Origin of the sequence: Streptomyces sp. NPDC047974, from assembly GCF_040653375.1 — a bacterium.
Taxonomy (GTDB): Bacteria; Actinomycetota; Actinomycetes; order Streptomycetales; family Streptomycetaceae; genus Streptomyces.
The window spans coordinates 156,277-179,182 of record NZ_JBEZNU010000015.1 but is presented as its reverse complement, the minus strand read 5'-3'; the positions used below and the strand labels follow the sequence as shown (position 1 = coordinate 179,182).

Sequence of the window (22,906 nt, the reverse complement as noted above, 5' to 3'; positions counted from 1 at the left end):
AACCTTTTTCACCTTCCAGTCTTTGGGCACGCATTTTCGGAGGACAGCTGTGGGACGACTCTTCGGCACCGATGGCGTACGCGGCGTAGCCAATGCCGACCTGACGGCGGAGCTCGCGCTCGGCCTGTCGGTCGCGGCGGCGCACGTGCTCGCCGAAGCGGGGACCTTCGAGGGCCATCGGCCGACGGCCGTGGTCGGACGGGACCCGCGGGCGTCCGGAGAGTTCCTCGAGGCCGCGGTCGTCGCCGGTCTCGCCAGCGCCGGTGTCGACGTGCTGCGCGTCGGCGTCCTGCCGACCCCGGCCGTCGCCCACCTCACCGGCGTCCTCGGCGCCGACCTCGGCGTGATGCTCTCCGCCAGCCACAACGCCATGCCCGACAACGGCATCAAGTTCTTCGCCCGCGGCGGCCACAAGCTGGCCGACGACCTGGAGGACAAGATCGAGGGCGTCTACGAGGAGCACCGCACCGGCGCCCCGTGGGACCGCCCGACCGGTGCCGGCGTCGGCCGCGTCCGCGACTACACCGAGGGCTTCGAGACCTACGTCGCCCACCTCCTCGGCGTGCTGCCCAACCGCCTCGACGGCCTGAAGATCGTCCTCGACGAGGCCCACGGCGCCGCCGCCCGCGTCTCGCCCGAGGCCTTCACCCGCGCCGGCGCCCAGGTCGTCACCATCGGCGCCGCCCCCGACGGCCTCAACATCAACGACGGCTGCGGCTCCACCCACCTGGAGCTGCTCAAGGCCGCCGTCGTCGAGCACGGCGCCGACCTCGGCATCGCCCACGACGGCGACGCCGACCGCTGCCTCGCCGTCGACCACACCGGCGCGGAGGTGGACGGCGACCAGATCCTCGCCGTGCTCTCCCTCGCCATGCGCGAGGCCGGCACCCTGCGCGGCGACACCGTCGTCGCCACGGTCATGTCCAACCTGGGCTTCAAGCTCGCCATGGAGCGCGAGGGCCTCACCCTCGTCCAGACCGCGGTCGGCGACCGCTACGTCCTGGAGTCCATGAAGGAGCACGGCTACGCCCTCGGCGGCGAGCAGTCCGGGCACGTCATCGTGCTCGACCACGCCACCACCGGCGACGGCACCCTCACCGGCCTCATGCTGGCCGCCCGGGTCGCCGCCACCGGCAAGTCCCTCGCCGAGCTGGCCTCCGTCATGGAGCGGCTGCCGCAGATCCTGATCAACGTCAAGGACGTCGACAAGTCCCGCGTCGCCACCTCCGGCGAACTCGCCGCCGCCGTCACCGACGCCGAGCGCGAGCTGGGCACCACCGGCCGCGTGCTGCTCCGCTCCTCCGGCACCGAGCCGCTGGTCCGCGTCATGGTGGAGGCCGCCGACATCGAGCAGGCCCGCTCGGTCGCGCAGCGCCTCGCCGACGTCGTGAAGTCCGCGCTGGGCTAGCCGCCCCCGATCGGTACGGAAAGGGCCCCCCGCACTCCGGTGCGCGGGGCCCTTTCCCGTACGGCCCGGCTCAGCCCCTCCGCAGGCGGCGCCGCAGCTTGCCGCGCTGGGTCCGCCACAGCCGCTTCTGCAGGGCGAGCGTCGCGGTGCCCGACACCATGAGCGCCACCAGATTGAGCAGCAGCTGCTGGATCGACCCCCACATCTGGCCGACCTCGCCGTAGCTGAGGGCCACCGCCGCGTTCGCGGCGGCCGGCACGGTCGTCACCGAGATGGCCACGCCCACCAGGGCGCCCGACTTGGACGAGGTCAGCGAGAGCGTGCCGGCCGCGCCCGCCAGCAGTGCCACCACCAGCGAGAACGGGTCGGGCTGCCAGATGAAGCTGGTCTGCGGCCGCTGCCCGTCCAGCATCTCCCTGCTGAACAGGCCCAGCAGGTCCATGAGCAGACTGAACAAGGTCGTCACCGCGATCGCCGCCACGAAGCCGATCAGCAGCGCGATCAGGGAGCGGGCCGCCAGCCGCGGAGCCCGCTGCACGATCGCCGTGCACACCCCGGCGATCGGGCCGAACTCCGGGCCGACCGCCATGGCGCCCACGATGAGGATCGCGTTGTCCAGGACCACACCGCAGGCGGCGATCATCGTCGCGAGCAGCATGAACGAGAGGTACGTGACGGAGAGCGTCGACTCCTCGTGGGTGGCCTCCGCCAGCTGCTCCCAGATCACCGCGTCCGCGCCCTCGCCGGGAGCGTCGTACTCGGCCCTGTCCGCCCGCTCCGACAGCGACAGGTCGATGTTCTCGACCGCGATCGAACCGTCCTGATCCAGTTTCAGATCGCGCAGCCCGTGCAGGAGTTCGTCCCCCGCCTCGCGGGCCACGTCGCACATCACCACGTCGCCTGCGGGGTCCCGGGCCGCCCCGGGCAGCACCACCACATGGGTGGTGCCCACCGTCGACGCGATCAGTTCCGTGACCGCCTCCGTGCGGTCCTGGGGCACGATCATCCGCAGATGCAACATCCCCCGAGCTTACGGAGGTCAGAGCTTGCGGAGGCTCAGGCGCTGCACCTTGTGGTCCGGGCCCTTGCGCAGCACGAGCGTCGCCCGGCCGCGCGTCGGTGCCACGTTCTCCAGGAGGTTCACCTTGTTGACGGTCCGCCACATCGTGCGGGCGTAGTCCAGGGCCTCCTCCTCGGAGACCTGCGTCCAGCGGCGGAAGTACGAGGACGGGTCCTGGAACGCGGTCTCGCGCAGCTTCCGGAAGCGGTTGAGGTACCAGCCCTCGATGTCCTCCGCGCGGGCGTCCACGTACACGGAGAAGTCGAAGTAGTCGGCGAGGCCGACCCGGGTCCGCCCGTCCTTGCCGGGCAGCGCCGGCTGGAGGACGTTCAGCCCCTCGACGATGAGGATGTCCGGGCGGCTCACCACGAGCCGCTCGCCCGGCACCCGGTCGTAGATGAGGTGCGAGTAGACGGGCGCGGTGACCTCGTCCTTGCCCGCCTTCACGTCGGCGACGAAGCGGGTCAGCGCCCGCCGGTCGTACGACTCGGGGAAGCCCTTCCGGGACATCAGCCCGCGCGCCTTCAGCTCCTCCATCGGGTAGAGGAACCCGTCGGTGGTGATCCGCTGCACCCGGGGATGCTCGGGCCACCGCGCGAGCAGCGCTTCGAGGAGGCGCGCCACGGTCGACTTGCCGACCGCGACCGACCCGGCGACCCCTATGACGAAGGGCGTGCCGCGCTGCTCCGCCTTCTCCCCGAGGAAGGTGTTCAGCGCCCCGCGGAGGCCGCTGGTGGCCTGCACGTAGAGGTTGAGCAGCCGCGACAGCGGCAGGTACACGTCCCGCACCTCGTCGAGGTCGATGACGTCGCCGAGCCCCTGGAGCCGCTCGACCTCGTCGGCGGTGAGCGGCAGCGGCGTCTTGTCGCGCAGCGCGCTCCACTCGGCCCGTGTGAGGTCGACGTACGGAGTCGGCTCGGGGGCCCGACGGCTCCCCCCGGTCCCGGTCCCGGCTCCGTTGCCGTTGCCGTTGGCGTTGGCGCTTCGTGGCGGCGAAGTGATCACCCGCCCATTGTCCCGGGTCCACGCGGGGCGTGGGGGGTGGGGTGGGTCACGTGGCGCGCCGCCGTCGGCGGAGGCCCGCGACTCCGTGCGGGGGTCCGGGCCGGGGACCGGGTTCGGCCGTAGGCTGCCGTCATGTGCGGAATCGTGGGATACGTCGGTGGGCAGTCGGCGCTCGATGTGGTCGTCGCGGGGCTGAAGAGGCTGGAGTACCGGGGGTACGACTCGGCCGGGGTCGCCGTCCTGGCGGACGGGGGGCTCGCCGCGGCCAAGAAGGCCGGGAAGCTCGTCAATCTGGAGAAGGAGCTGGTCGACCGGCCGCTGGCCGGGGGATCGGTGGGGATCGGGCACACCCGGTGGGCGACCCACGGCGGGCCGACGGACGCCAACGCGCACCCGCACCTCGACAACGCGGGGCGGGTCGCCGTCGTGCACAACGGGATCATCGAGAACTTCGCGGCGCTGCGCGAGGAGTTGGCGGAGCGGGGGCACGAGCTGCTCTCCGAGACCGACACCGAGGTCGTCGCCCATCTGCTGGCCGAGGAGTTCTCGTCCGTCGGCGACCTGGCCGAGGCGATGCGGCTGGTCTGCCGGCGGCTCGACGGGGCCTTCACGCTGGTCGCCGTCCACGCCGACCAGCCCGACGTGGTCGTCGGCGCGCGGCGGAACTCGCCGCTGGTCGTCGGCGTGGGGGAGGGGGAGAACTTCCTCGCCTCCGACGTCTCCGCCTTCATCGCGCACACCCGGTCCGCCATCGAGCTCGGACAGGACCAGGTCGTCGAGCTGAGCCGGGACGGGGTCACCGTCACCGACTTCGAGGGCGCGCCGGCCGACGTCCGGGCCTTCCACGTCGACTGGGACGCCTCCGCCGCCGAGAAGGGCGGCTACGACCACTTCATGCTCAAGGAGATCGCCGAGCAGCCGAAGGCGGTCGCCGACACCCTCCTCGGGCGGATCGACGCGAACGGGCGGCTGACCCTCGACGAGGTGCGGATCCCCGACGCGGTGCTCCGCGAGGCCGACAAGGTCGTCATCGTCGCCTGCGGCACCGCCTTCCACGCCGGGCTGATCGCCAAGTACGCCATCGAGCACTGGACCCGCATCCCCTGCGAGGTGGAGCTGGCCAGCGAGTTCCGCTACCGGGACCCGATCCTCGGGCAGCGGACGCTCGTCATCGCCGTCTCGCAGTCCGGCGAGACCATGGACACCCTGATGGCGCTGCGGCACGCCCGGGAGCAGGGCGCCAAGGTCCTCGCGGTCTGCAACACCAACGGCTCGACCATCCCCCGCGAGTCCGACGCCGTGCTCTACACGCACGCCGGGCCCGAGGTCGCCGTGGCGTCGACGAAGGCCTTCCTCACGCAGCTCGTCGCCTGCTATCTGCTCGCCCTCTACCTGGGGCAGGTGCGCGGCACCAAGTGGGGCGACGAGATCCGGGACGTGGTCCGCGAGCTGGCGCGGATCGGCGAGGAGGTCGAGCGGGTCCTGGAGACCATGGAGCCCGTACGGGCCCTCGCCCGCTCCCTCGCCCACAAGGACACGATCCTCTTCCTCGGCCGGCACGTCGGCTACCCGGTGGCCCTCGAAGGCGCGCTGAAGCTGAAGGAGCTGGCGTACATGCACGCCGAGGGCTTCGCGGCGGGCGAGCTGAAGCACGGGCCGATCGCCCTGATCGAGGAGGACCTGCCGGTCGTCGTCGTGGTGCCCTCGCCCAAGGGGCGCTCGGTCCTCCACGACAAGATCGTCTCCAATATCCAGGAGATCCGGGCCCGTGGCGCCCGGACGATCGTGATCGCGGAGGAGGGGGACGAGGCCGTCGTCCCCTTCGCCGACCACCTCGTCCGCGTCCCCGCCACGCCCACGCTGCTCCAGCCGCTCGTCTCGACGGTGCCGCTCCAGGTCTTCGCCTGCGAGCTGGCCACCGCCCGGGGCAACGAGGTGGACCAGCCGCGCAACCTGGCCAAGTCCGTGACGGTGGAGTGAGGAGAGAAATGATCATCGGGGTGGGGATCGACGTGGCGGAGATCGACCGCTTCGCCGCGTCGCTCGAACGGACGCCGGCGCTGGTGGAGCGGCTCTTCGTGCGCGAGGAGCTGCTGCTGCCGAGCGGGGAGCGCCGGGGCCCGGCCTCCCTGGCGGTGCGCTTCGCCGCGAAGGAGGCCCTGGCCAAGGCGCTCGGCGCGCCCGGGAACCTGCGTTGGACGGACGCCGAGGTGTACGCCGAGTCCACCGGCCAGCCCCGGCTGCGGGTGCGCGGCACGGTGGCGGCCCGCGCGGCCGAGCTGGGCGTGAAGCACTGGCACATCTCGCTGAGCCATGACGCCGGGGTCGCCTCGGCGGTGGTGATCGCCGAGGGCTGAGCCGTCCGCGTACGGGAGCGGGGCCCGGCCGCGAGGAGGCGGTGCCGGGCCCCGTACCCTGCCGCACGCGGCTGCCAGGGCCGGCGTCGGATGCGAGTGCCGCGTGCGGGGTCGGTGTCCGCCCCGCCCGTGAGTCGTCAGCGGGCGGGTTCCTCCTCGGCGCGCTGCCGGCGCCTGGCCAGGGCGATCGCGGTGCCGCCCAGGGCGGCGAAGCCCGCTGCCGCGAGGGCGAGGGAGAGGGGGGTGCCGCCGCCGGTGGAGGCGAGGGCGGAGCCGGGTGACGAGGCGGCGACTGTCGTCGTGCCGGCCGACCCGCTGACGACGGTCGTCGTGCCGGGGGCCGTGCCGGGGGGCGCGTCCGTTCCCGTTCCCGTGTCCGTGTGCGTTCCCGTGTCCGTGTCCGTGGGATCCGGTACGGGTGTTGGGGGCGTGGTCGCGGTGTCGGCCGGGGTGTCCGTCGGGGTCGGTTCCGTCGTGCCCGTCGCCGTGGGGGTCGGGGAGGCCGTGGGCTCTCCGGTGGGTTCGCCCGTCGGCTCGCCGGTCGGCGTCGGAGTGGGGGTCGGCGTCTGCGTCGGCTCCGGAGTCCCCGTGGGTTCCGGGGTCGGGGTCGGGGTCGGGTCGACCGGGGCTCTGCGGACCGTCTGGGTGACCGCGCCTCCCGCCACCGTGTAGAGCGTGTGGGTCTCCGTGTCCAGGGCGAGGGCGGCGGGGCGTTCGCCCGTCGGGACGGTCTCCGTGACCTCGGCCTTCGCCGGGTCGACGACCGCGACCGACGAGGTGCCGGTCTGCGCCGCGTAGAGGGTGGCGGTGCCGGGGTCGTACGCGAGGGCCTTCGGGTTGCCGGGGACCGGGAGGGTGCCGGTGACACGCTCCGCCGCGAGGTCGACGACCGAGACCGTGCCGGCCGCGAGGTTGGCGACGTAGCCGGTGCGGGTGGTCGGGTCGACGGTGACGCCCATGGAGCCGAGTGCGGTGGCGCCGAGGCTGACGCTGCCGGTGAGGCGGCCGGTGGTGCCGTCGACCGCGTTGAGGACGTTCCGGTAGACGACCGTGCCGTTCTCGACGGCGCCGCCGACGTACGTGGCGTACCCGGTGTGGTGCGTGGTGTCCACGGCGAGTCCGGCCGGGTGGAAGGGGAGGACGACCGGGTCCCCGACGGGCGTGCCGGTCGTCGTGGAGTAGACCGTCACCGATTTCGCCGCCTGGTCGCCGACGTACAGCCGGCCCTGGGCGGGGTCGGCGGCGAGGAGGGTGACGCTGCCGGTGACCGGGATGCGGTCGTCGGCGAGGGTGCCGGTGGCCGGGTCGTAGGCGGCGATCCGGGTGGAGAGGCCGAGGTGGAGCGTGCCGCCCGGACCGAGCGCGAGGACGGTCGCCGGGGCGGGCAGCGGCACCGGGTCGCCGACGGCGGCTCCGGTGGCCGTGTCGTACACGGTGAGGTGGTGCGCGGTGCCGTCGCTGCTGCTCACGTAGAGGCGGTCGGCGACCGGGTCGACCTCGGCGTCGAGGGCGGCTCCCGTCGGCGGGGCGATCGTGCGGAGCGTCTCGTGGTGCGGGCCGGCGGGTGCCGGGGCCGGGGCCGCCGCCGCGCCCGTGAGGGCGAGCGCGGCGGCGGCCGTCAGAAGGGCTGTCCTCACTGGAAGGTCACCGGGACGTAGACGTCGTACTTGCGGTCCGAGCTGTCGAAGTGGTCGGCGCGGGTGACGATCGCGCACTTCACGCCCGCCTGGCCGCAGGTGACGGTGTCGGAGATCTTCGCCTTGACGTGGATCTGGACGGAGAAGGAGCCGAGGCCGCCGGACTCGGTGAACGGGGAGGAGTTGGACGGGGACATCCAGTACCAGTCGCTGTTCACCCAGTGGGAGGCGCCGGTGGTGCCGGTCTCGTCCTGGCCGCCGAGGCAGGGGGTCGGCTTGCTGTTCCAGGTGGCCGGGTCGGCCGTGTTCACCCCCGCCGGTACGACGCACAGGCCGACGTAGACGCCCTGGTCCGGGTTGTAGCCGGAGCCGGTGACCGTGACGTTGGCGCCGGTGGCCGCGGCGGTGCCCGGGGCGGTGAGGGAGAGGGAGTAGCTGCGGGTGCCGTCGGTGACGGTGCGGCCGGCGGTGGCGGCCGAGGCGGAGGAGGCGAGGCCGAGGGTGAGGGCGCTCGCGGAGGCGAGCGCGAGGGCGGAGGTGAGGGCGGTACGGGTGCGGGTGCGCATGGCGAAGCCGGCCTTCCGAGGCGGAGTTGGTTAGGTAAGGCAAACCTAAGTTGGATGATGAGGGGGCGTCAACCCGCCTCTTGCGGACGGCGCTTGACCGCTCCTCCTCGGCCCCGCCCCCGGCCCGCCGCCCGGCCCGCCGCGCGGCGCTCCGCTCCGCAGTTCCTCCGGCGGTCGTCCCGCACCTGGGGCAGACTGCTCCCCATGCGTACCGCTCACCACGTGGAGACCGTCCGGGCCGCCGAGGCCGAGCTGATGGCAGGACTGCCCGAGGGCGCCCTGATGCAGCGGGCCGCCGCCGGACTCGCCGCCGCCTGCTGCTCGCTGCTCGGCAAGGGCCGGGTGTACGGGTCCCGGGTCGTCCTCCTGGTCGGCAGCGGGGACAACGGCGGCGACGCCCTCTACGCCGGCGCCCGGCTCGCCCGGCGCGGCGCCGGGGTCACCGCCGTGCTGCTCGGCGCCCGCGCCCACGGCGCCGGACTCGCCGCGCTGCGGGCGGCCGGCGGACGCGTCACCGAGGACCCGTACGAGGCGCTGGCCGCCGCCGACCTCGTCCTCGACGGCATCACCGGCATCGGCGGGCTCGGCGGACTGCGCCCCGATGCCGTGCCCGTCGCCCGCGCCGCGCGCGGCTCCGACGCGGTCGTCGTCGCCGTCGACCTGCCCAGCGGCGTCGACGCCGACACCGGCGAGGTCGCCGGCGAGGCCCTGCCCGCCGACGTGACCGTCACCTTCGGCACCTACAAGACGGGGCTGCTCGTCGACCCGGCGCGGGAGTACGCGGGCGCGCTGCGGCTCGTGGACATCGGGCTCGCCGCCACCCTCCCCTCCGTGCCCGCCGCCGAGGCGCTCCAGCACCAGGACGTGGCCCGGCTGCTGCCCGCGCCCGGCGCGGCGAGCGACAAGTACCGGCGGGGCGTCCTCGGCGTCGTCGCCGGTTCCTCCCGCTACCCCGGCGCGGCCGTCCTCACCGTCGCGGGCGCCCTGCGCGGCGGCGCGGGGGCCGTGCGGTACGTGGGCCCCGCCCGCGAGGCGGTGATCGCCGCCCACCCGGAGACCCTGGTGCACGCGGGGCCGCCGGAGAAGGCCGGCCGCGTCCAGGCCTGGGTCGTCGGGCCCGGCCTCGGCGACGGGCCCGGCACGGAGGTCGCCGTCGCCGAGGTCCTCGCCTCGGAGGTGCCGGTCCTCGTCGACGCCGACGGACTGCGCGGCCTCGACCCCGACGCCGTACGGGAGCGGTCCGCGCCCACCCTGCTCACCCCGCACGCCGGCGAGGCGGCGGCGCTGCTCGGCACCGACCGGGCGGACGTGGAGGCGCGGAGGCTCGCCGCCGTCCGCGAGCTCGCCGACCGGTACGGCGCCACCGTCCTCCTCAAGGGCTCCACCACCCTGGTCGCCGGGCCCGGCGGCACCGGCCCCGTGCGGATCAACCCGACCGGCACCCCGTGGCTCGCCACCGCCGGCTCCGGCGACGTCCTCGCCGGCCTGGCCGGCTCCCTCCTCGCCGCCGGACTCCACGCCGTGGACGCCGCCTCCTGCGCGGCCTACCTGCACGGACTCGCCGCCCGGCGGGCCACCGGCCGGGGCGGGCCGGTCACCGCGACCGAGGTCGCCGACGCCCTGTCCGGCGCCTGGCAGGACGTGCGGGAACCGTAGGACGCGCCGCCGGTCGGCCCAACCGCGTTGCGCCGGGTGGGGGGCAGCGCGCGCCGGGCCGGACGCGGGCGGTTCGGATGGACGGGTGATCAGACGGAGACACCGCATCCTGCCGCCCCTGCTCGCCGCCGCACTCCTGGGCGGTGGCGCACCCGCGTCCGCGTCCGCACCCGCACCCGCGTCCGCGTCCGCACCCGCACCCGCACCCGCGTCCGCACCCGCGTCCGCCCCCGCGCACGCGTCCGCCCCCGAGCAAGGGGTGGAGCCCGACCCCGCCGCCGAGGTCCTCGTCCCCGGCATCGCGGGCGCCGGACGCCCCGAGTACCCCATGGACACCCCCGACCAGGTCCTCCCGCCGACCGCCCCCGACGGCGAGATCCCCGTCCCCGTGCCGGAGGAGGAGGTCGACGAACTCGTCGAGTACCTCCCGCGCAACGCCGTCAAGGCCGCCTGCACCTCCCGGTCCGGGATGTACCAGCGGCAGGTCGAGCGGCTGCTGGGGCTCAAGGTCGACGGGAAGCAGTCCGCCGCCGACTGCAAGGCCGTCCGCGCCTTCCAGACCAAGCAGAAGATCAAGCCCGCCAACGGCTACGCCGGGCCCGTCACCTGGGCCCGCGCCGAACTCCTCGCCGCGCGGAAGAACCCCAACGCCGCCGGGAAGTGCCCCGTCCGCTCCTACCCGGTCGCCTGCGTCGACCTGAACCGCGAGCTGATGTGGGTGCAGAAGGGCAGGAAGGTCACCTACGCCGTGGTCAACATCCGCAGCGGCCGGGCCGGATACCGCACCCGCACCGGCTGGCACTCCGTCTACTGGCGCCACAAGGACCACTGGTCGTCCATCTACGACACGCCGATGCCGTTCTCCCAGTTCTTCGACGGCGGCCAGGCCTTCCACGGCGTCTACGGGGCCATCGCCACCCCCACCGGAAGCCGCGGTTGTGTGAACCTGACCTACAAGAACGCGGAGAAGCTGTGGTCGGTCCTCCGCAAGGGTGACCGGGTCTACATCTGGGGCAAGCGGCCGGGGCTGTGACCACCTGAGAGACTGGGCGCGATGAGTGAGACAGCACCGCCGCCCCGCCGAGCCCGCGCCGAGATCGACCTCGGGGCGCTGCGCGCCAACGTCCGCGCGCTGCGCGCCCGCGTCGCCCCCCACGTCCGGATCATGGCCGTGGTCAAGGCCGACGCGTACGGTCACGGCGCCGTGCGCTGCGCCCGCGCCGCCCTCGACGCGGGCGCGGAGTGGCTCGGCACGGCCACCCCGCAGGAGGCGCTCGCGCTGCGCGCCGCCGGGATCACCGGCGTCCCGGTCATGTGCTGGCTGTGGACGCCCGGCGACCCGTGGGACGCCGGCATCGAGGCCGGGCTCGACATGGCGGTGAGCGGCCGGTGGGCCCTCGACGAGGTCACCGCCGCCGCCCGCCGCACCGGCGGCACGGCCCGCATCCAGCTCAAGGCCGACACCGGCCTCGGCCGCAACGGCTGCCAGCCCGCCGACTGGCCGGAGCTCGTCGCCGAGGCCCTGAAGGCCGAGAAGGAGGGGCTGGTCAAGGTCACCGGCCTCTGGTCCCACTTCGCCTGCGCGGACGAGCCCGGGCATCCGTCGATCGCCGCCCAGCTCGACGTCTTCCGCTCGATGCTCGACTACGCGGAGAAGGCCGGGATCGAGCCCGAGGTCCGGCACATCGCCAACTCGCCGGCCACCCTCACCCTCCCCGAGGCCCACTTCGACCTGGTCCGCCCGGGCATCGCGATGTACGGCGTCTCGCCCGCGCCCGAGCTGGGCACCTCCGCCGAGCTCGGCCTGCGCCCGGTGATGTCGCTGAAGGCGAGCGTCGCCCTGGTCAAGGACGTGCCGTCCGGCCACGGCGTCTCCTACGGCCACCACTACGTCACCGCCGGCGAGACCACCCTCGGCCTGGTCCCCGTGGGGTACGCCGACGGCGTCCCCCGGCACGCCTCGGGCCGCGGCCCGGTCCTCGTCGGCGGCAAGGTCCGCACGGTCGCCGGGCGGGTCGCCATGGACCAGTTCGTGGTCGACCTCGGCGGCGACCGGCCCGCGCCCGGCACCGAGGCCGTCCTCTTCGGCTCCGGCGAGCACGGCGAGCCGACGGCCCAGGACTGGGCGGAGGCCGCCGGCACCATCGCGTACGAGATCGTCACCCGGATCGGCGCGCGCGTGCCGCGCGTGTACGTCGGGGAGTAGCCGGCCGTGGGGGAGTCGGGCGGGGGCTGGCGGCGCGCCGGGATCGCGGGCGCGGCGATAGGCGTGCTCGCGGCCGGTGCGGCGGCGGGCGTCGCCGTCGAACGGCTGACCGTGAGCCGCTCGGTACGCCGCAAGGCCCGGCTCGCCCTGGACGCCACCGGCCCGTACGGCACCCTGCGCGGCACCCCGGGCCGGGCGCTCGCCGACGACGGCACGATCCTCGCGTACGAGACCGACGAGGCCTCCTCCTCGGTCACCGTCGTCTTCTCGCACGGCTTCTGCCTGAACCAGGACTCCTGGCACTACCAGCGAGCCGCCCTGCGCGGCCGGGTCAGGACCGTCTTCTGGGACCAGCGGGGCCACGGCCGCTCGGAGCGCGGGGAAGGGGAACCGGTCGGCATCGAGCTGCTCGGCCGCGACCTCAAGGCCGTGATCGACGCCGCCGCGCCCGTGGGGCCGCTGGTGCTCGTCGGGCACTCGATGGGCGGGATGACGGTGATGGCGCTCGCCGAGCAGTACCCGGAGCTGGTCCGCGACCGGGTCGTCGGCGTCGCCTTCGTCGGTACCTCCCCGGGCCGTCTGGAGGAGGTCTCGTACGGGCTTCCGCTCGCCGGCGTCAACGCGGTCCGCCGGGTCCTGCCGGGCGTGCTGCGGGCCCTCGGCTCCCAGGCCGAACTGGTCGAGAAGGGCCGCAGGGCCACCGCCGACCTCTTCGCCGGGCTCGTGCGGAAGTACTCCTTCGCCTCGCGGGACGTGGACCCGGCCGTCGTCCGCTTCGCCGAGCGGATGATCGAGTCCGTGCCGGTCGACGTGGTGGCGGACTTCTACCCGGCCTTCGGCGCGCACGACAAGCTCGCCGCCCTCGCCGCCTTCCGCGGCCTGCCCGCCCTCGCCCTCGTCGGCGACCAGGACCTCGTCACCCCGGCCGCGCACACCGAGGCCATCGTCGAGGCCCTGCCCGGCGCCGCGTCGGTCGTCGTCCCCGACGCCGGGCACCTGGTGATGCTGGAGCGGCCCGGGGCCGTCGGCGAGGCGCTCGCCGCCCTGCTGGCCAGGGCCGGGGAGGGCCCGGACAACGGATAGGTTGGCGGGTATGGAAGCAGCGCACCCGCCCGTCTCCGGCGCCACCGTCTCCGTCGACTCCCCCGAGCGCATGCAGGAGCTCGGCCGCCGGCTCGCGAAACTCCTCCGCCCCGGCGACCTCGTCATGCTCACCGGCGAACTGGGCGCCGGGAAGACGACCATGACCCGCGGCCTCGGCGAGGGCCTGGGCGTGCGCGGCGCGGTCACCTCGCCGACCTTCGTGATCGCCCGCGTCCACCCCTCGCTCACCGGCGGCCCGGCCCTCGTCCACGTGGACGCGTACCGGCTCGGCGGCGGGCTCGACGAGATGGAGGACCTGGACCTCGACGTCTCGCTGCCCGAGTCCGTGGTGGTCGTGGAGTGGGGCGACGGCAAGGTCGAGGAGCTGACCGACGACCGGCTGCACGTCCTCATCCACCGCGTCACCGGCGACACCGACGACGACCGGCGCACGGTCGTGCTGCGCGGGATCGGCGGGCGCTGGGCCGGCGAGGACCTCGCGTCGCTGTGAACGGCGGCCCTCGACGGCGGCCGTGGACGGGGCGTGGACGTACGTAGGTTCCGACAGCATGTCGGGAAAATGTTGCGCCGCCGCTCCGCGCCGTGGTGACATGGATGCACGAGCTGGTTAGGTGAACCTAACCTACGGGAGGCATGCATGGCGACGCAGATGCCGGAGCGCGACGACCGCACCGCCGAGGAGCGCGTCTCGATGAGCGAACTGCTGGCCTCCTGCGCCGCGGCCAGCGCCGTCTCGACCCCGCCGCGCCCCGAGCCCCGGGAGGAGTTCGAGGCGGAACTGCGGGACGAGGCCGCGTAACCCTTACGGGGGAGCTTCGAGGGCGGACGTCAGGAGACGACGACGACCTTCGCGCCGATCGACGCGAAGGTCCACATCGCGTCGCCGTCCGCCCGCTTCATCCGGATGCCGCCGGTCCTCCGCGACGGGTCGGCCGCGGGCGTCGAGCCGTCGACCGCCGCGCTGAAGCCGATCGTCACGCTCTCCACGGTCGCGAAGCGCACCACGTGCTCGATCTGCACCCCGTCGGAGCCGCGCACCGAATTGGACCGGGAGGTCACCGCGTACGCCCCCGGCGCCGGGCTCACCGAGCTCGGCGTCACCGTGAACGTGCGGACCGCCTTGTTCTTCCCGTCGACCAGCCACACCCGGCGGTCCCCGAGCGCGTACACCACGCGCTCGCCCTGGCCCGAGGCCGCCGGCACCGCCAGCGGGTTCTTCGCCGGCTTCTTCGCCCCGGCCGAGGCCGAGGCCGACGGGGCGACCGCGCCCGGCGTCCGGGACGGCTCCGCGAGGTCCGCCGGCACGCTCGCCGACGCCTGGTAGGCGAGGAAGGCGACCGCGGCGATCGCCGCCGCGGTGAGCCCGGCCACGAATCCCGAGCTGCTCCTTGCCACCGTCTCCACCTCTTCGTACGTACGTGCCGAGCCTGACGAGCTGTCGCGCCTGACGGTAGCAGCCGGGCTCCCGGAGGGCCGCGCGCCGCATCGCCCGCCCGTGGCGCCGTAGGCTGTTCGCGTGCTGTTGCTCGCCATGGATACCGCCACCCCCGCCGTCACCGTCGCCCTCCACGACGGCACGGCCGTCGTCGCCGAGTCGACCCGCGTCGACGCCCGCCGTCACGGGGAGCTGCTGCTCCCCGCCGTCGACCGGGTCCTGAAGGAGGCCGGGACCGCGCTCGACGCGGTGACCGGCATCGTGGTCGGGGTCGGCCCCGGCCCCTACACCGGGCTGCGGGTGGGGCTCGTCACGGCCGCCGCCTTCTCCTCCGCGCTCGGCGGGGTGCCCGTGCACGGCCTGTGCACCCTCGACGGCCTCGCGTACGCCTCCGGCATCGAGGGCCCCTTCGCGGTGGCGACCGACGCCCGCCGCAAGGAGGTCTACTGGGCGCGGTACGACGACGCCCGCACCCGCGTCACCGACGCCTCCGTCGACCGGCCCGCCGACATCGCCGAGCGGCTCGCCGGGCTCCCGGTGGTCGGCGCGGGCGCCCTGCTCTACCCGGACGCCTTCCCCGACGCCCGCGGCCCCGAGCACCAGTCCGCCGGCGCGCTCGCCGCCCTCGCGGCGGAGCGGATCGCGGCGGGCGGCGAGGGCTTCCTCGACCCGCAGCCGATGTACCTGCGGCGGCCCGACGCGCAGGTGCCGAAGAACTACAAGGTGGTCACCCCCCAGTGAGCGGGGACGTGGCGGGCGGCGAGGCCGTGCTGCGCGAGATGCGCTGGTGGGACCTGCCGCAGGTGCTGGAGCTCGAAGCCGTGCTCTTCCCCGAGGACGCCTGGTCGGAGGGGATGTTCTGGTCCGAGCTGGCGCACGCGCGCGGGCCCCGGGCCACCCGGCGGTACGTCGTCGCCGAGGAGACCGCCCCGGACGGCACCGCGCGCCTCGCGGGGTACGCGGGCCTGGCGGCGGCCGGCGGACTCGGGGACGTGCAGACCATCGCCGTCGCCCGCGAGCAGTGGGGCACCGGGCTCGGCGCCCGGCTCCTCGCCGACCTCCTCCAGCACGCCACCGCCTTCGAGTGCGACGAGGTCCTGCTCGAAGTGCGCGTGGACAACACCCGGGCGCAGAAGCTGTACGAGCGCTTCGGCTTCGAGCCCATCGGCTTCCGCCGCGGCTACTACCAGCCGGGCAACGTCGACGCGCTCGTGATGCGACTGACTGTTCAAGGAACTGGGACCGAAATCTGATGGCTGCTGACGAACCCCTCGTGCTCGGCATCGAGACCTCCTGCGACGAGACCGGCGTCGGCATCGTGCACGGCACCACCCTGCTCGCCGACGCCGTGGCCTCCAGCGTCGACACCCACGCCCGCTTCGGCGGCGTCGTGCCCGAGATCGCCTCCCGGGCCCACCTGGAGGCGATGGTCCCGACGATCGAGCGGGCCCTGAAGACCGCCGGCGTCTCCGCGAAGGACCTCGACGGCATCGCGGTCACCGCGGGCCCCGGCCTCGCGGGCGCCCTGCTCGTCGGCGTCTCCGCCGCCAAGGCGTACGCCTACGCGCTCGGCAAGCCGCTGTACGGCGTCAACCACCTGGCCTCGCACATCTGCGTCGACCAGCTGGAGCACGGCAGGCTGCCCGAGCCGACGATGGCGCTGCTCGTCTCCGGCGGGCACTCCTCGCTGCTGCTCTCCGCCGACATCACCTCCGACGTCCGGCCGCTGGGCGCGACGATCGACGACGCGGCCGGCGAGGCCTTCGACAAGATCGCCCGCGTCCTCGACCTGGGCTTCCCCGGCGGCCCGGTCATCGACCGGCTCGCCCGGGAGGGCGACCCGGCGGCCATCGCGTTCCCGCGCGGCCTGTCGGGCGCCAAGGACCCCGCGTACGACTTCTCCTTCTCCGGGCTCAAGACCGCCGTGGCCCGCTGGATCGAGGCGAAGCGGGCGGCGGGCGAGGAGGTGCCGGTGCGGGACGTGGCCGCCTCCTTCCAGGAGGCCGTCGTCGACGTGCTCACCCGCAAGGCCGTCCGGGCCTGCAAGGACGAGGGCGTCGACCACCTGATGATCGGCGGCGGCGTCGCCGCGAACTCGCGGCTCCGGGCGCTCGCCGAGGAGCGCTGCGAGCGGGCCGGCATCCGGCTCCGGGTGCCCCGGCCGGGCCTGTGCACCGACAACGGCGCGATGGTCGCGGCGCTCGGCGCCGAGATGGTCGCCCGCAACCGCGCCGCCTCCGACCTGGAGCTGTCGGCGGACTCGTCGCTTCCGGTGACCGACCCGCACGTCCCCGGGCACACCCACGACCACGACCACGTGCACGAGATCAGCAAGGAGAACCTCTACTCGTGAGGGTCGCGCTGATGTGGGAGGCCCGGGCGGTGCAGGGCCGCGGGGCCGAGCTCCTGGAGTGGGCGCGGGCCCGGGCCCGGGTCCTGGCGCGCGAGCCGCTCCGCCGGGAGGTCTTCCGCGCCCCCCAGGACCGGGTCCTCGTGCTCACCTGGTGGGAGGCGGACGCCCTCGACGCCGAGCTGCCCGAGCTGCCGGAGCCGGACGCGGAGCTGATCACCCGGCCGGTCCACCGCTGGCGCTTCGAATCGGTCGAATAGGCGAATAGTTCGACGATCGAGCAACCTTTCGATCCGATCGGGCATCCCACAGCCCGTGAAGAAGCAGATCGCGGTGTGGGCGGCGCTGACCGCGGTGACCCTCCTGGTGACGGGTTGCACGGCCCGGACCCCGCCCGCGGCGGCCGCCCCCGCCCCGGCGACGCCCTCGGAGACGGCCGCCGCCCCGGAACCGACGCCCGCCCCGGCGGCCGCCAGGGCCGCCGCGTACCGCAAGTGGGGGATCAAGCCCCTCGCCGCGCCGCCCGCCCCGCCCGCCGTCAAGCCGGTGCAGCGGAAACCGGGCGGGCCGGTCCCGGTGATCAGCGACATCCCGACCACCGACAAGGTCGTCTTCCTGACCATCGACGACGGCGCCGAGAAGGACCCCGCGTTCGTGCGGATGATGGACGAGCTCGACGTCCCCTTCACGATGTTCCTCACCGACGCGGCGATCAGCGGCGACTACGGCTACTTCGAGCCGCTCGTCGCACAGGGCCACGGCGTCGCCAACCACACCCTCACCCACCCGAACCTGCCCACCCTCTCCCCGGAGGCCCAGCGCCGCGAGATCTGCGGCCAGCAGAAGAGGCTGCGCGAGCGCTACGGCACCGCCCCGCGCCTCTTCCGCCCGCCGTTCGGCAACTGGAACGAGGCCACCCGCGCCGCCGCCGGCAGCTGCGGCATCGACGCGATCGTCCTCTGGCGCGAGTCCATGCAGATCAACGACATGCAGTACCAGCGCGGCGACCGGAAGCTCCACCCCGGCGACATCGTCCTCGCCCACTTCCGCGGCCCCGGCGAGCTCAAGGGCCGCACGATGACCGAGATGACCGCGACGATGCTGCGCAGGATCCAGGAGCAGGGCTTCACGGTGGCCCGCCTGGAGGACTACGTCTGAGAAAAGTCCGGGCGCGGTGTCGATGCGGGCCCGGCCCGTTCGACGTATGTGTGGAAGGCGGGGAACGGCCCCGCCACCGCACCCCCAGGAGTCACCATGCCCCGCTTCCTCTCCCTCGTCCGCATCGAGGAGAACACCATCGACATGGAGAGCGCCGACCCCGGCTTCGAGGAGCGGATGGGCGCCCTCTTCGAGGAGATCACCAAGGCCGGCGCCATGGTGGACACCGCAGGCCTGAAGCCGACCGCCGAGGCCACCCGGATCACCTGGTCGGACGGGAAGCTGTCCTTCACCGACGGCCCCTTCACCGAGACCAAGGAGGTCGTCGGCGGCTACGCGATGCTCCAGTGCAAGGACATGGCCGAGGCCGTCGAGTGGGGGAAGCGCTTCCTCGCCGTCCACCCGCCGCACTGGAAGGTCGGCCTGGAGGTCCGCGAGGTCGAGGAGATGCCGGAGGGCTGACCCGCGCCGCGCTCCCCGTCGTGCTGTCATGTGAGGCGTGACGGTGGAGAGCACGCTGGAGACGGTCTTCCGGATGGAGTCGGCGCGGATCATCGCCACGGTGGCGCGGATCGTCCGGGACGTGGGGATCGCCGAGGAGATCGCCCAGGACGCCCTCGTCGCCGCGCTCGAACAGTGGCGGCGCGACGGCGTCCCGGACCGGCCCGGAGCCTGGCTGACGGCCACCGCCAAGCACCGGGCCGTCGACCTCGTGCGGCGCCGCGAGACGTACGCGCGCAAGCTCGCCGAGGTCGGCCGGAACCTGCCCGAGGAGTCGTACGACCCCGAGCCCTCCGGCCCCGGCGACATCGACGACGACGTGCTGCGGCTCCTCTTCACCACCTGCCATCCGGTGCTCTCCGCCGAGGCCCGGGCGGCGCTCACCCTGCGGCTCGTCGGCGGGCTGCGGACGGACGAGATCGCCCGCGCCTTCCTCGTCCCGGAGGCCACCGTCGCCGCCCGGATCACCCGCGCCAAGCGGGCGCTCGCGAAGGCCGGGGTGGCGTTCGAGGTGCCGTACGGGGAGGACCGGGCGGCCCGCCTCGGCTCCGTCCTGGAGGTCGTCTACCTGGTCTTCAACGAGGGGTACGCGGCCACCGCCGGCGACGACCTGCTGCGGCCCGGGCTCTGCGAGGACGCGCTCCGGCTGGCCCGCGGGCTCGCCGCCCTCATGCCGGGCGAGAGCGAGGCCCACGGCCTCGCCGCGCTCCTCGAACTCCAGGCCTCCCGCATCCTCGCCCGCACCGGCCCCGACGGGCGGCCGGTGCTCCTCGCCGAGCAGGACCGGCGGCGCTGGAACCGCCTCCTCGTCCGGCGCGGATACGCGGCCCTCGCCCGCGCCTGGGGGTCCCCCCGGACGGAGTCCGGGGGAGGCCGCGCCTACGGCCCGTACGCCCTCCAGGCCGCGATCGCCGCCTGCCACGCGCGGGCCCGCTCCTACGAGGAGACCGACTGGACGACCATCGCCGGACTGTACGGGCGGCTGATGGAGCTGGCCCCGTCACCGGTGGTCGAGCTGAACCGGGCGGTGGCCGTCTCGATGGCCGAGGGCCCGGCCGCCGCGCTCCCGATCGTCGACGCGCTCGCCGCCGAACCCGCTCTGGAGCGGTACCACTTGCTGCCCAGCGTCCGCGGCGACCTGCTCGCCCGCCTCGGGCGGACCGAGGAGGCGCGGGCCGAGTTCGCGCGGGCGGCGGAGCTGACCCGGAACGAGCGGGAGCGGACACTGCTGCGGGGCCGCGCAAGGGAGCCGGCGGACGGGGCCCGGGTCGACGGGCCCTAGGGTGCTGATCATGTCCCCGCGCATACCGCTGCCCCCGCCGCCCCCGCCCGTCGAGCTCCGCAGCTGGCCCGACCGGGACGCGCTGCTCGCGGACCGGGCCCTCGCGATGGGGGAGTTGACCCGGCGGCTGCTCGGCGGGGGGAGGTTCGCGCTCTTCGCCGGGGCGGTGCTGGTGCTCCAGCTCGGCTGGGGCATGGTCGGCGTGCTCCTCGTCGACCTCGGTCACGGGGCGATCCTCGACCCGATCACCTTTTTCCTCGGGCTGGTCATCGCCTTCCTCGGCCTCGGGGTGATGGTCCCGGGCGTCTGGCTCGCGGTGCGCGGGGTGCGCCGGGACCGCGTGGCGCGGGCACGGCTGCTCGGCTGGGCCGCCCTGGACCGGCACGGGCCGACGGACGCGCGGCTGCGCGCGCCCGTCGCGAGCGCCTGCTGGATGGCGGTCTCCGCCGTCCTGTGCGGTCTGGGGCTGTGGCTGGGCTTCGCCGTGCCCGCCGGGACGGACCCGGCGAACGGCTACGGGCTGGTCGCGTACGGCATGGGCGTCGCGCTCATCCTCTGGATCAACGGCCTGACCGGGCTCTTCAAGGCCGTCGGGCACTACCGGACGGCGCTCAGGCTCGTGCCGGCCGGCCGATCAGCATCGTCGGGGCCCCCGCGACACGTGTGAGCAGGACCGTCGCCGCGTTCGGGCCCTTCGGCCGCACCTTGCGGCGGATCTCCTCGGGCTCGACGGCCGAGCCGCGCTTCTTCACCGTCAGGGTGCCGACCTCGCGCTCGCGCAGCAGGGCCTTCAGCTTCTTGAGGTTGAAGGGCAGGACGTCGGTGATCTCGTAGGCGGAGGCGTACGGGGTGGGGCGCAGCTCGTCCGCGGTGACGTACGCGATCGTCCCGTCGATCAGGCCCCCGCCCAGCTCCTCGGCGACCTCGGCGACCAGGTGGGCGCGGATGACGGCGCCGTCGGGCTCGTAGAGGTACCGGCCGACGGGGCGGACCGCCGGGTCGGGCAGGCCCCGGCCGGTGAGGCTCGCGCCGGAGGGCAGCAGGGTGGCGCGGCGCGCGCCCGGCTCCGTACCGAACCAGAGGACGGCCTCCTTCACGTCCCCGCCGTCCGAGATCCACTCGGCCTCCGCCTCGTCCGGGACGGTCTCGTGCGGGATGCCGGGGGCGATCTTCAGGGCGGCGTGCGGGGCCTTGCGGGCGGCCTCCATGGCCCAGGAGAGCGGCGGCGAGTAGGCCTCCGGGTCGAAGATGCGGCCCCGGCCGTCGCGCCGGGCCGGGTCGACGAAGACGGCGTCGTACGGCGCCGTGTCGATCTCGGTGACGTCGGCGCAGCGCACCTCGATCAGGCCGTCGAGGCCGAGGGCGGCGGCGTTGGCGCGGGCGGTCGCGGCGGTGAGCGGGTCGCGGTCGACGGCGAGGACGGAGATGCCGGCGCGGGCGAGCGCGAGCGCGTCGCCGCCGATGCCGGAGCAGAGGTCGGCGACCGAGCCGACGCCGAGGGCCTTGAGGCGGGCCGCGCGGTAGGTGCCGACGGTCGCGCGGGTGGACTGCTCGACGCCGTGGGGCGTGAAGTACATGCGGTAGGCGTCCTCGGCGCCGAACTTCGCCACCGCGCGCTGCCGCAGCCGGGCCTGCCCGAGGGCGGCCGAGACGAGCTCGGCGGGGTGGTCGCGGCGCAGCCGGGAGGCGACCGCCAGCTCCTGGGCGGGGTCGTAGTCGCGCAGGGCGGCGAGGAGCGTCTGGCCCTCGGGGGCGAGCAGGGCGGTGAAGGCGGCGAGGTCGGTCACCGTCCCATTCTCCCTGTGGGCCGGGCGGGGGACGGTGGGGCCGGCTCGGCGGTGTCGCGGCCGGAGGGGCGGGTCGCGCTGACAGGATGCGGCGCCATACCGTTCGTACGACAAAAGGAAGAATCGATGGCAAAGGGTGGCTCGCGCCGTGCCCTGGGGGCCGCGCTCCTCGTCGCCGCGCTCACCTCCACCGCCGCCTGCTCCGGCGGCTCCGACACCGCCTCGGGGCCGGGGTCCGGCGGCGCCCCCGCGCCCGCCGCCGGCCAGCAGGCCCCGGCGAAGACCCCCGCCCGGCTCGCCGCGGAGAAGGCCGCCGCCGAGAAGGCCGCGACGGCGAAGCGACGGGCCGTGCGGGCCGCCGCCGCGAAGAAGTGGGGGCTCAAGCTGACCCCCCTCGAAGCCCCCGCCCCGCCGAAGACCAAGCCGAGGATCACCACCCGCAAGGGCTTCGAGACCGACGGGGAGGGCCTGCCGCCCGTCTTCACCACCGTCCCCACCAAGGAGAAGATCGTCTTCCTGACGATCGACGACGGCGCGGAGAAGGACCCCGCGCTCATCCGGATGATGGCCGACCTGTCCATCCCGTACAGCGCCTTCCTCAGCGACTACGTGGTCAGCGACGACTACGGCTACTTCGGGAGGATGCAGAAGTCCCAGCCGCGCGGCGTCGCCCTCCACAACCACACCCTCAACCACAAGTACCTGCCCGGACTCTCCTACGCCCGTCAGAAGCGCGAGATCTGCGGCATGCAGGACGTCATCGAGAAGAAGTACGGCAAGCGCCCCGAACTCTTCCGCCCGCCCTACGGCAACTACAACGAGGACACCCTGCGCGCCGCCGGGTCCTGCGGCGTCAAGGCGGTCCCGCTCTGGGCCTCCGAGGCCTTCCCCGACCACATGGAGTGGCGCGAGTGGGACCGCGACCTCCACCCCGGCGACATCGTCCTCACCCACTTCCGCGGCGAGGAGGAATGGAAGGGCAGCATGCCGGACATGATCCGGCGGGTGATGAACGTGATCACCTCGAAGGGCTACGCGGTCGCCAGGCTGGAGGACTACGTATGAGCCGCCGCCTGCGGCCCCTGCTGGTCGCCGCGCTCCTCCTCGCCCTCACCGGCTGCGCCGCCGCGGTCGACCCCCTGGAACGCCTCGGCCGCAAGGCCGTCGAGCGGGTCGGCGACGGCGGTCCGGCCGGCGGCGCCGTCCGCGCGGAGGGCGCCACGGGGTGAGGAATTGGCACTCCGCTTGACCGAGTGCTAATCGCGGTCATAGTCTCGGCTCTGGCACTCCCCGCAGGAGAGTGCCAGAACAGCGACGGGCAGGTCCGGCACCCGCGACGACGGATCCCAGCTGGTCGCGACCCCAGACAGTTAACCCCGCGAGATCTCCGAAGG

General features: G+C 74.3%; 25 protein-coding genes. 19 read left to right on the top strand and 6 right to left on the bottom strand.

Features of this window, described 5'->3' with window-relative positions; genetic code table 11:
• Positions 1-49: 49 nt before the first annotated feature.
• Entirely contained in the window at positions 50-1,408 is a 1,359-nt protein-coding gene (gene glmM, locus AB0E19_RS22400) for a phosphoglucosamine mutase (protein ID WP_362182886.1), read from the top strand.
• A 70-nt stretch (positions 1,409-1,478) separates the two neighbouring features.
• Here glmM and AB0E19_RS22395 read toward each other — a convergent pair whose 3' ends face one another.
• Positions 1,479-2,429 (bottom strand): DUF389 domain-containing protein, encoded by a 951-nt coding sequence (locus AB0E19_RS22395; protein WP_362182883.1) that lies wholly within the window; start codon positions 2,427-2,429, stop codon positions 1,479-1,481.
• Between the two features lie 18 nt (positions 2,430-2,447).
• The gene (coaA, locus tag AB0E19_RS22390; protein WP_362182880.1) at positions 2,448-3,473 is read right to left on the bottom strand and encodes a type I pantothenate kinase; all 1,026 of its coding nucleotides are present in this window, start codon (positions 3,471-3,473) and stop codon (positions 2,448-2,450) included.
• A gap of 132 nt (positions 3,474-3,605) precedes the next feature.
• On the opposite strand from coaA, the gene glmS reads away from it, so the two are divergent.
• Both glmS and AB0E19_RS22380 read left to right on the top strand, forming a co-directional pair.
• Entirely contained in the window at positions 3,606-5,453 is a 1,848-nt protein-coding gene (gene glmS / locus AB0E19_RS22385) for a glutamine--fructose-6-phosphate transaminase (isomerizing) (RefSeq protein WP_362182877.1), read from the top strand.
• 8 nt (positions 5,454-5,461) lie between these two features.
• The gene (locus AB0E19_RS22380; protein WP_362182874.1) at positions 5,462-5,830 is read left to right on the top strand and encodes a holo-ACP synthase; all 369 of its coding nucleotides are present in this window, start codon (positions 5,462-5,464) and stop codon (positions 5,828-5,830) included.
• Between the two features lie 137 nt (positions 5,831-5,967).
• On the opposite strand, the gene AB0E19_RS22375 is transcribed toward AB0E19_RS22380, so the two are convergent.
• Both AB0E19_RS22375 and AB0E19_RS22370 read right to left on the bottom strand, forming a co-directional pair.
• Entirely contained in the window at positions 5,968-7,467 is a 1,500-nt protein-coding gene (locus AB0E19_RS22375; RefSeq protein WP_362182871.1) for a YncE family protein, read from the bottom strand.
• Positions 7,464-8,033 carry a hypothetical protein gene (locus AB0E19_RS22370; RefSeq protein WP_362182868.1) on the bottom strand — a complete coding sequence of 190 codons (570 nt, stop codon included), beginning with the start codon at positions 8,031-8,033 and terminating at the stop codon, positions 7,464-7,466. Before AB0E19_RS22370 ends, AB0E19_RS22375 begins: the two co-directional genes overlap by 4 nt.
• A gap of 204 nt (positions 8,034-8,237) precedes the next feature.
• On the opposite strand from AB0E19_RS22370, the gene AB0E19_RS22365 reads away from it, so the two are divergent.
• The 6 genes from AB0E19_RS22365 to AB0E19_RS22340 all read left to right on the top strand — a co-directional run bounded on the left by AB0E19_RS22365 (position 8,238) and on the right by AB0E19_RS22340 (position 13,798).
• On the top strand, positions 8,238-9,689 hold the full coding sequence (locus tag AB0E19_RS22365; RefSeq protein WP_362182866.1) for an NAD(P)H-hydrate dehydratase: 1,452 nt from the start codon (positions 8,238-8,240) through the stop codon (positions 9,687-9,689).
• An 85-nt stretch (positions 9,690-9,774) separates the two neighbouring features.
• Positions 9,775-10,722 carry a L,D-transpeptidase family protein gene (locus tag AB0E19_RS22360; RefSeq protein ID WP_362182863.1) on the top strand — a complete coding sequence of 316 codons (948 nt, stop codon included), beginning with the start codon at positions 9,775-9,777 and terminating at the stop codon, positions 10,720-10,722.
• 21 nt (positions 10,723-10,743) lie between these two features.
• Positions 10,744-11,895, top strand: coding sequence for an alanine racemase (gene alr / locus AB0E19_RS22355; RefSeq protein WP_362182860.1), 1,152 nt, complete (start codon positions 10,744-10,746; stop codon positions 11,893-11,895).
• Positions 11,896-11,901: 6 nt separating this feature from the next.
• Positions 11,902-12,978, top strand: coding sequence for an alpha/beta hydrolase (locus AB0E19_RS22350; RefSeq protein ID WP_362182857.1), 1,077 nt, complete (start codon positions 11,902-11,904; stop codon positions 12,976-12,978).
• Positions 12,979-12,988: 10 nt separating this feature from the next.
• Complete coding sequence (tsaE, locus tag AB0E19_RS22345) at positions 12,989-13,489, top strand: tRNA (adenosine(37)-N6)-threonylcarbamoyltransferase complex ATPase subunit type 1 TsaE (protein WP_362182854.1); 501 nt, start codon at positions 12,989-12,991, stop codon at positions 13,487-13,489.
• 147 nt (positions 13,490-13,636) lie between these two features.
• Positions 13,637-13,798: a hypothetical protein gene (locus tag AB0E19_RS22340; RefSeq protein WP_362182851.1), complete on the top strand. Its 162-nt coding sequence runs from the start codon at positions 13,637-13,639 to the stop codon at positions 13,796-13,798.
• 29 nt (positions 13,799-13,827) lie between these two features.
• Here AB0E19_RS22340 and AB0E19_RS22335 read toward each other — a convergent pair whose 3' ends face one another.
• Entirely contained in the window at positions 13,828-14,394 is a 567-nt protein-coding gene (locus AB0E19_RS22335) for a hypothetical protein (RefSeq protein ID WP_362182848.1), read from the bottom strand.
• Between the two features lie 121 nt (positions 14,395-14,515).
• Here AB0E19_RS22335 and tsaB point away from each other — a divergent pair, with 121 nt between their 5' ends.
• The 8 genes from tsaB to AB0E19_RS22295 all read left to right on the top strand — a co-directional run bounded on the left by tsaB (position 14,516) and on the right by AB0E19_RS22295 (position 20,392).
• A complete protein-coding gene (tsaB, locus tag AB0E19_RS22330) occupies positions 14,516-15,175 on the top strand; it encodes a tRNA (adenosine(37)-N6)-threonylcarbamoyltransferase complex dimerization subunit type 1 TsaB (protein WP_360601279.1) in 660 nt (219 codons plus the stop codon).
• Between the two features lie 38 nt (positions 15,176-15,213).
• A complete protein-coding gene (gene rimI / locus AB0E19_RS22325; protein WP_362182958.1) occupies positions 15,214-15,687 on the top strand; it encodes a ribosomal protein S18-alanine N-acetyltransferase in 474 nt (157 codons plus the stop codon).
• The gene (tsaD, locus tag AB0E19_RS22320) at positions 15,687-16,787 is read left to right on the top strand and encodes a tRNA (adenosine(37)-N6)-threonylcarbamoyltransferase complex transferase subunit TsaD (RefSeq protein WP_362182845.1); all 1,101 of its coding nucleotides are present in this window, start codon (positions 15,687-15,689) and stop codon (positions 16,785-16,787) included. The genes rimI and tsaD overlap by 1 nt, the downstream gene beginning before the upstream one ends.
• Positions 16,784-17,044, top strand: a complete 261-nt coding sequence (locus AB0E19_RS22315; protein ID WP_359526346.1) for a hypothetical protein — start codon at positions 16,784-16,786, stop codon at positions 17,042-17,044. Before tsaD ends, AB0E19_RS22315 begins: the two co-directional genes overlap by 4 nt.
• A gap of 55 nt (positions 17,045-17,099) precedes the next feature.
• The gene (locus AB0E19_RS22310; RefSeq protein ID WP_362182840.1) at positions 17,100-17,942 is read left to right on the top strand and encodes a polysaccharide deacetylase family protein; all 843 of its coding nucleotides are present in this window, start codon (positions 17,100-17,102) and stop codon (positions 17,940-17,942) included.
• 96 nt (positions 17,943-18,038) lie between these two features.
• On the top strand, positions 18,039-18,404 hold the full coding sequence (locus AB0E19_RS22305) for a YciI family protein (RefSeq protein ID WP_319010182.1): 366 nt from the start codon (positions 18,039-18,041) through the stop codon (positions 18,402-18,404).
• Positions 18,405-18,477: 73 nt separating this feature from the next.
• Complete coding sequence (locus tag AB0E19_RS22300) at positions 18,478-19,725, top strand: DUF6596 domain-containing protein (RefSeq protein ID WP_362182955.1); 1,248 nt, start codon at positions 18,478-18,480, stop codon at positions 19,723-19,725.
• A gap of 10 nt (positions 19,726-19,735) precedes the next feature.
• Positions 19,736-20,392, top strand: coding sequence for a hypothetical protein (locus tag AB0E19_RS22295; RefSeq protein ID WP_362182836.1), 657 nt, complete (start codon positions 19,736-19,738; stop codon positions 20,390-20,392).
• On the opposite strand, the gene AB0E19_RS22290 is transcribed toward AB0E19_RS22295, so the two are convergent.
• Entirely contained in the window at positions 20,337-21,512 is a 1,176-nt protein-coding gene (locus AB0E19_RS22290) for a class I SAM-dependent methyltransferase (protein WP_362182833.1), read from the bottom strand. The genes AB0E19_RS22295 and AB0E19_RS22290 overlap by 56 nt on opposite strands.
• A 126-nt stretch (positions 21,513-21,638) precedes the next feature.
• Between AB0E19_RS22290 and AB0E19_RS22285 the strand changes: the two genes are divergently transcribed.
• Both AB0E19_RS22285 and AB0E19_RS22280 read left to right on the top strand, forming a co-directional pair.
• Entirely contained in the window at positions 21,639-22,577 is a 939-nt protein-coding gene (locus AB0E19_RS22285; RefSeq protein ID WP_362182830.1) for a polysaccharide deacetylase family protein, read from the top strand.
• Positions 22,574-22,741 carry a hypothetical protein gene (locus AB0E19_RS22280; protein ID WP_362182827.1) on the top strand — a complete coding sequence of 56 codons (168 nt, stop codon included), beginning with the start codon at positions 22,574-22,576 and terminating at the stop codon, positions 22,739-22,741. Before AB0E19_RS22285 ends, AB0E19_RS22280 begins: the two co-directional genes overlap by 4 nt.
• Positions 22,742-22,906: the final 165 nt, after the last annotated feature.

Coding starts and splice junctions, on each gene's coding strand:
- AB0E19_RS22300 (WP_362182955.1), top strand. CDS start 18,478: ATGGAGTCGGCGCGGATCATCGCCACGGTGGCGCGGATCGTCCGGGAC.
- tsaE (WP_362182854.1), top strand. CDS start 12,989: ATGGAAGCAGCGCACCCGCCCGTCTCCGGCGCCACCGTCTCCGTCGAC.
- AB0E19_RS22280 (WP_362182827.1), top strand. CDS start 22,574: ATGAGCCGCCGCCTGCGGCCCCTGCTGGTCGCCGCGCTCCTCCTCGCC.
- glmS (WP_362182877.1), top strand. CDS start 3,606: ATGTGCGGAATCGTGGGATACGTCGGTGGGCAGTCGGCGCTCGATGTG.
- tsaD (WP_362182845.1), top strand. CDS start 15,687: ATGGCTGCTGACGAACCCCTCGTGCTCGGCATCGAGACCTCCTGCGAC.
- AB0E19_RS22395 (WP_362182883.1), bottom strand. CDS start 2,429: ATGTTGCATCTGCGGATGATCGTGCCCCAGGACCGCACGGAGGCGGTC.
- AB0E19_RS22380 (WP_362182874.1), top strand. CDS start 5,462: ATGATCATCGGGGTGGGGATCGACGTGGCGGAGATCGACCGCTTCGCC.
- rimI (WP_362182958.1), top strand. CDS start 15,214: ATGCGCTGGTGGGACCTGCCGCAGGTGCTGGAGCTCGAAGCCGTGCTC.
- AB0E19_RS22370 (WP_362182868.1), bottom strand. CDS start 8,033: ATGCGCACCCGCACCCGTACCGCCCTCACCTCCGCCCTCGCGCTCGCC.
- AB0E19_RS22340 (WP_362182851.1), top strand. CDS start 13,637: ATGGCGACGCAGATGCCGGAGCGCGACGACCGCACCGCCGAGGAGCGC.
- AB0E19_RS22305 (WP_319010182.1), top strand. CDS start 18,039: ATGCCCCGCTTCCTCTCCCTCGTCCGCATCGAGGAGAACACCATCGAC.
- alr (WP_362182860.1), top strand. CDS start 10,744: ATGAGTGAGACAGCACCGCCGCCCCGCCGAGCCCGCGCCGAGATCGAC.
- AB0E19_RS22365 (WP_362182866.1), top strand. CDS start 8,238: ATGCGTACCGCTCACCACGTGGAGACCGTCCGGGCCGCCGAGGCCGAG.
- AB0E19_RS22295 (WP_362182836.1), top strand. CDS start 19,736: ATGTCCCCGCGCATACCGCTGCCCCCGCCGCCCCCGCCCGTCGAGCTC.
- AB0E19_RS22285 (WP_362182830.1), top strand. CDS start 21,639: ATGGCAAAGGGTGGCTCGCGCCGTGCCCTGGGGGCCGCGCTCCTCGTC.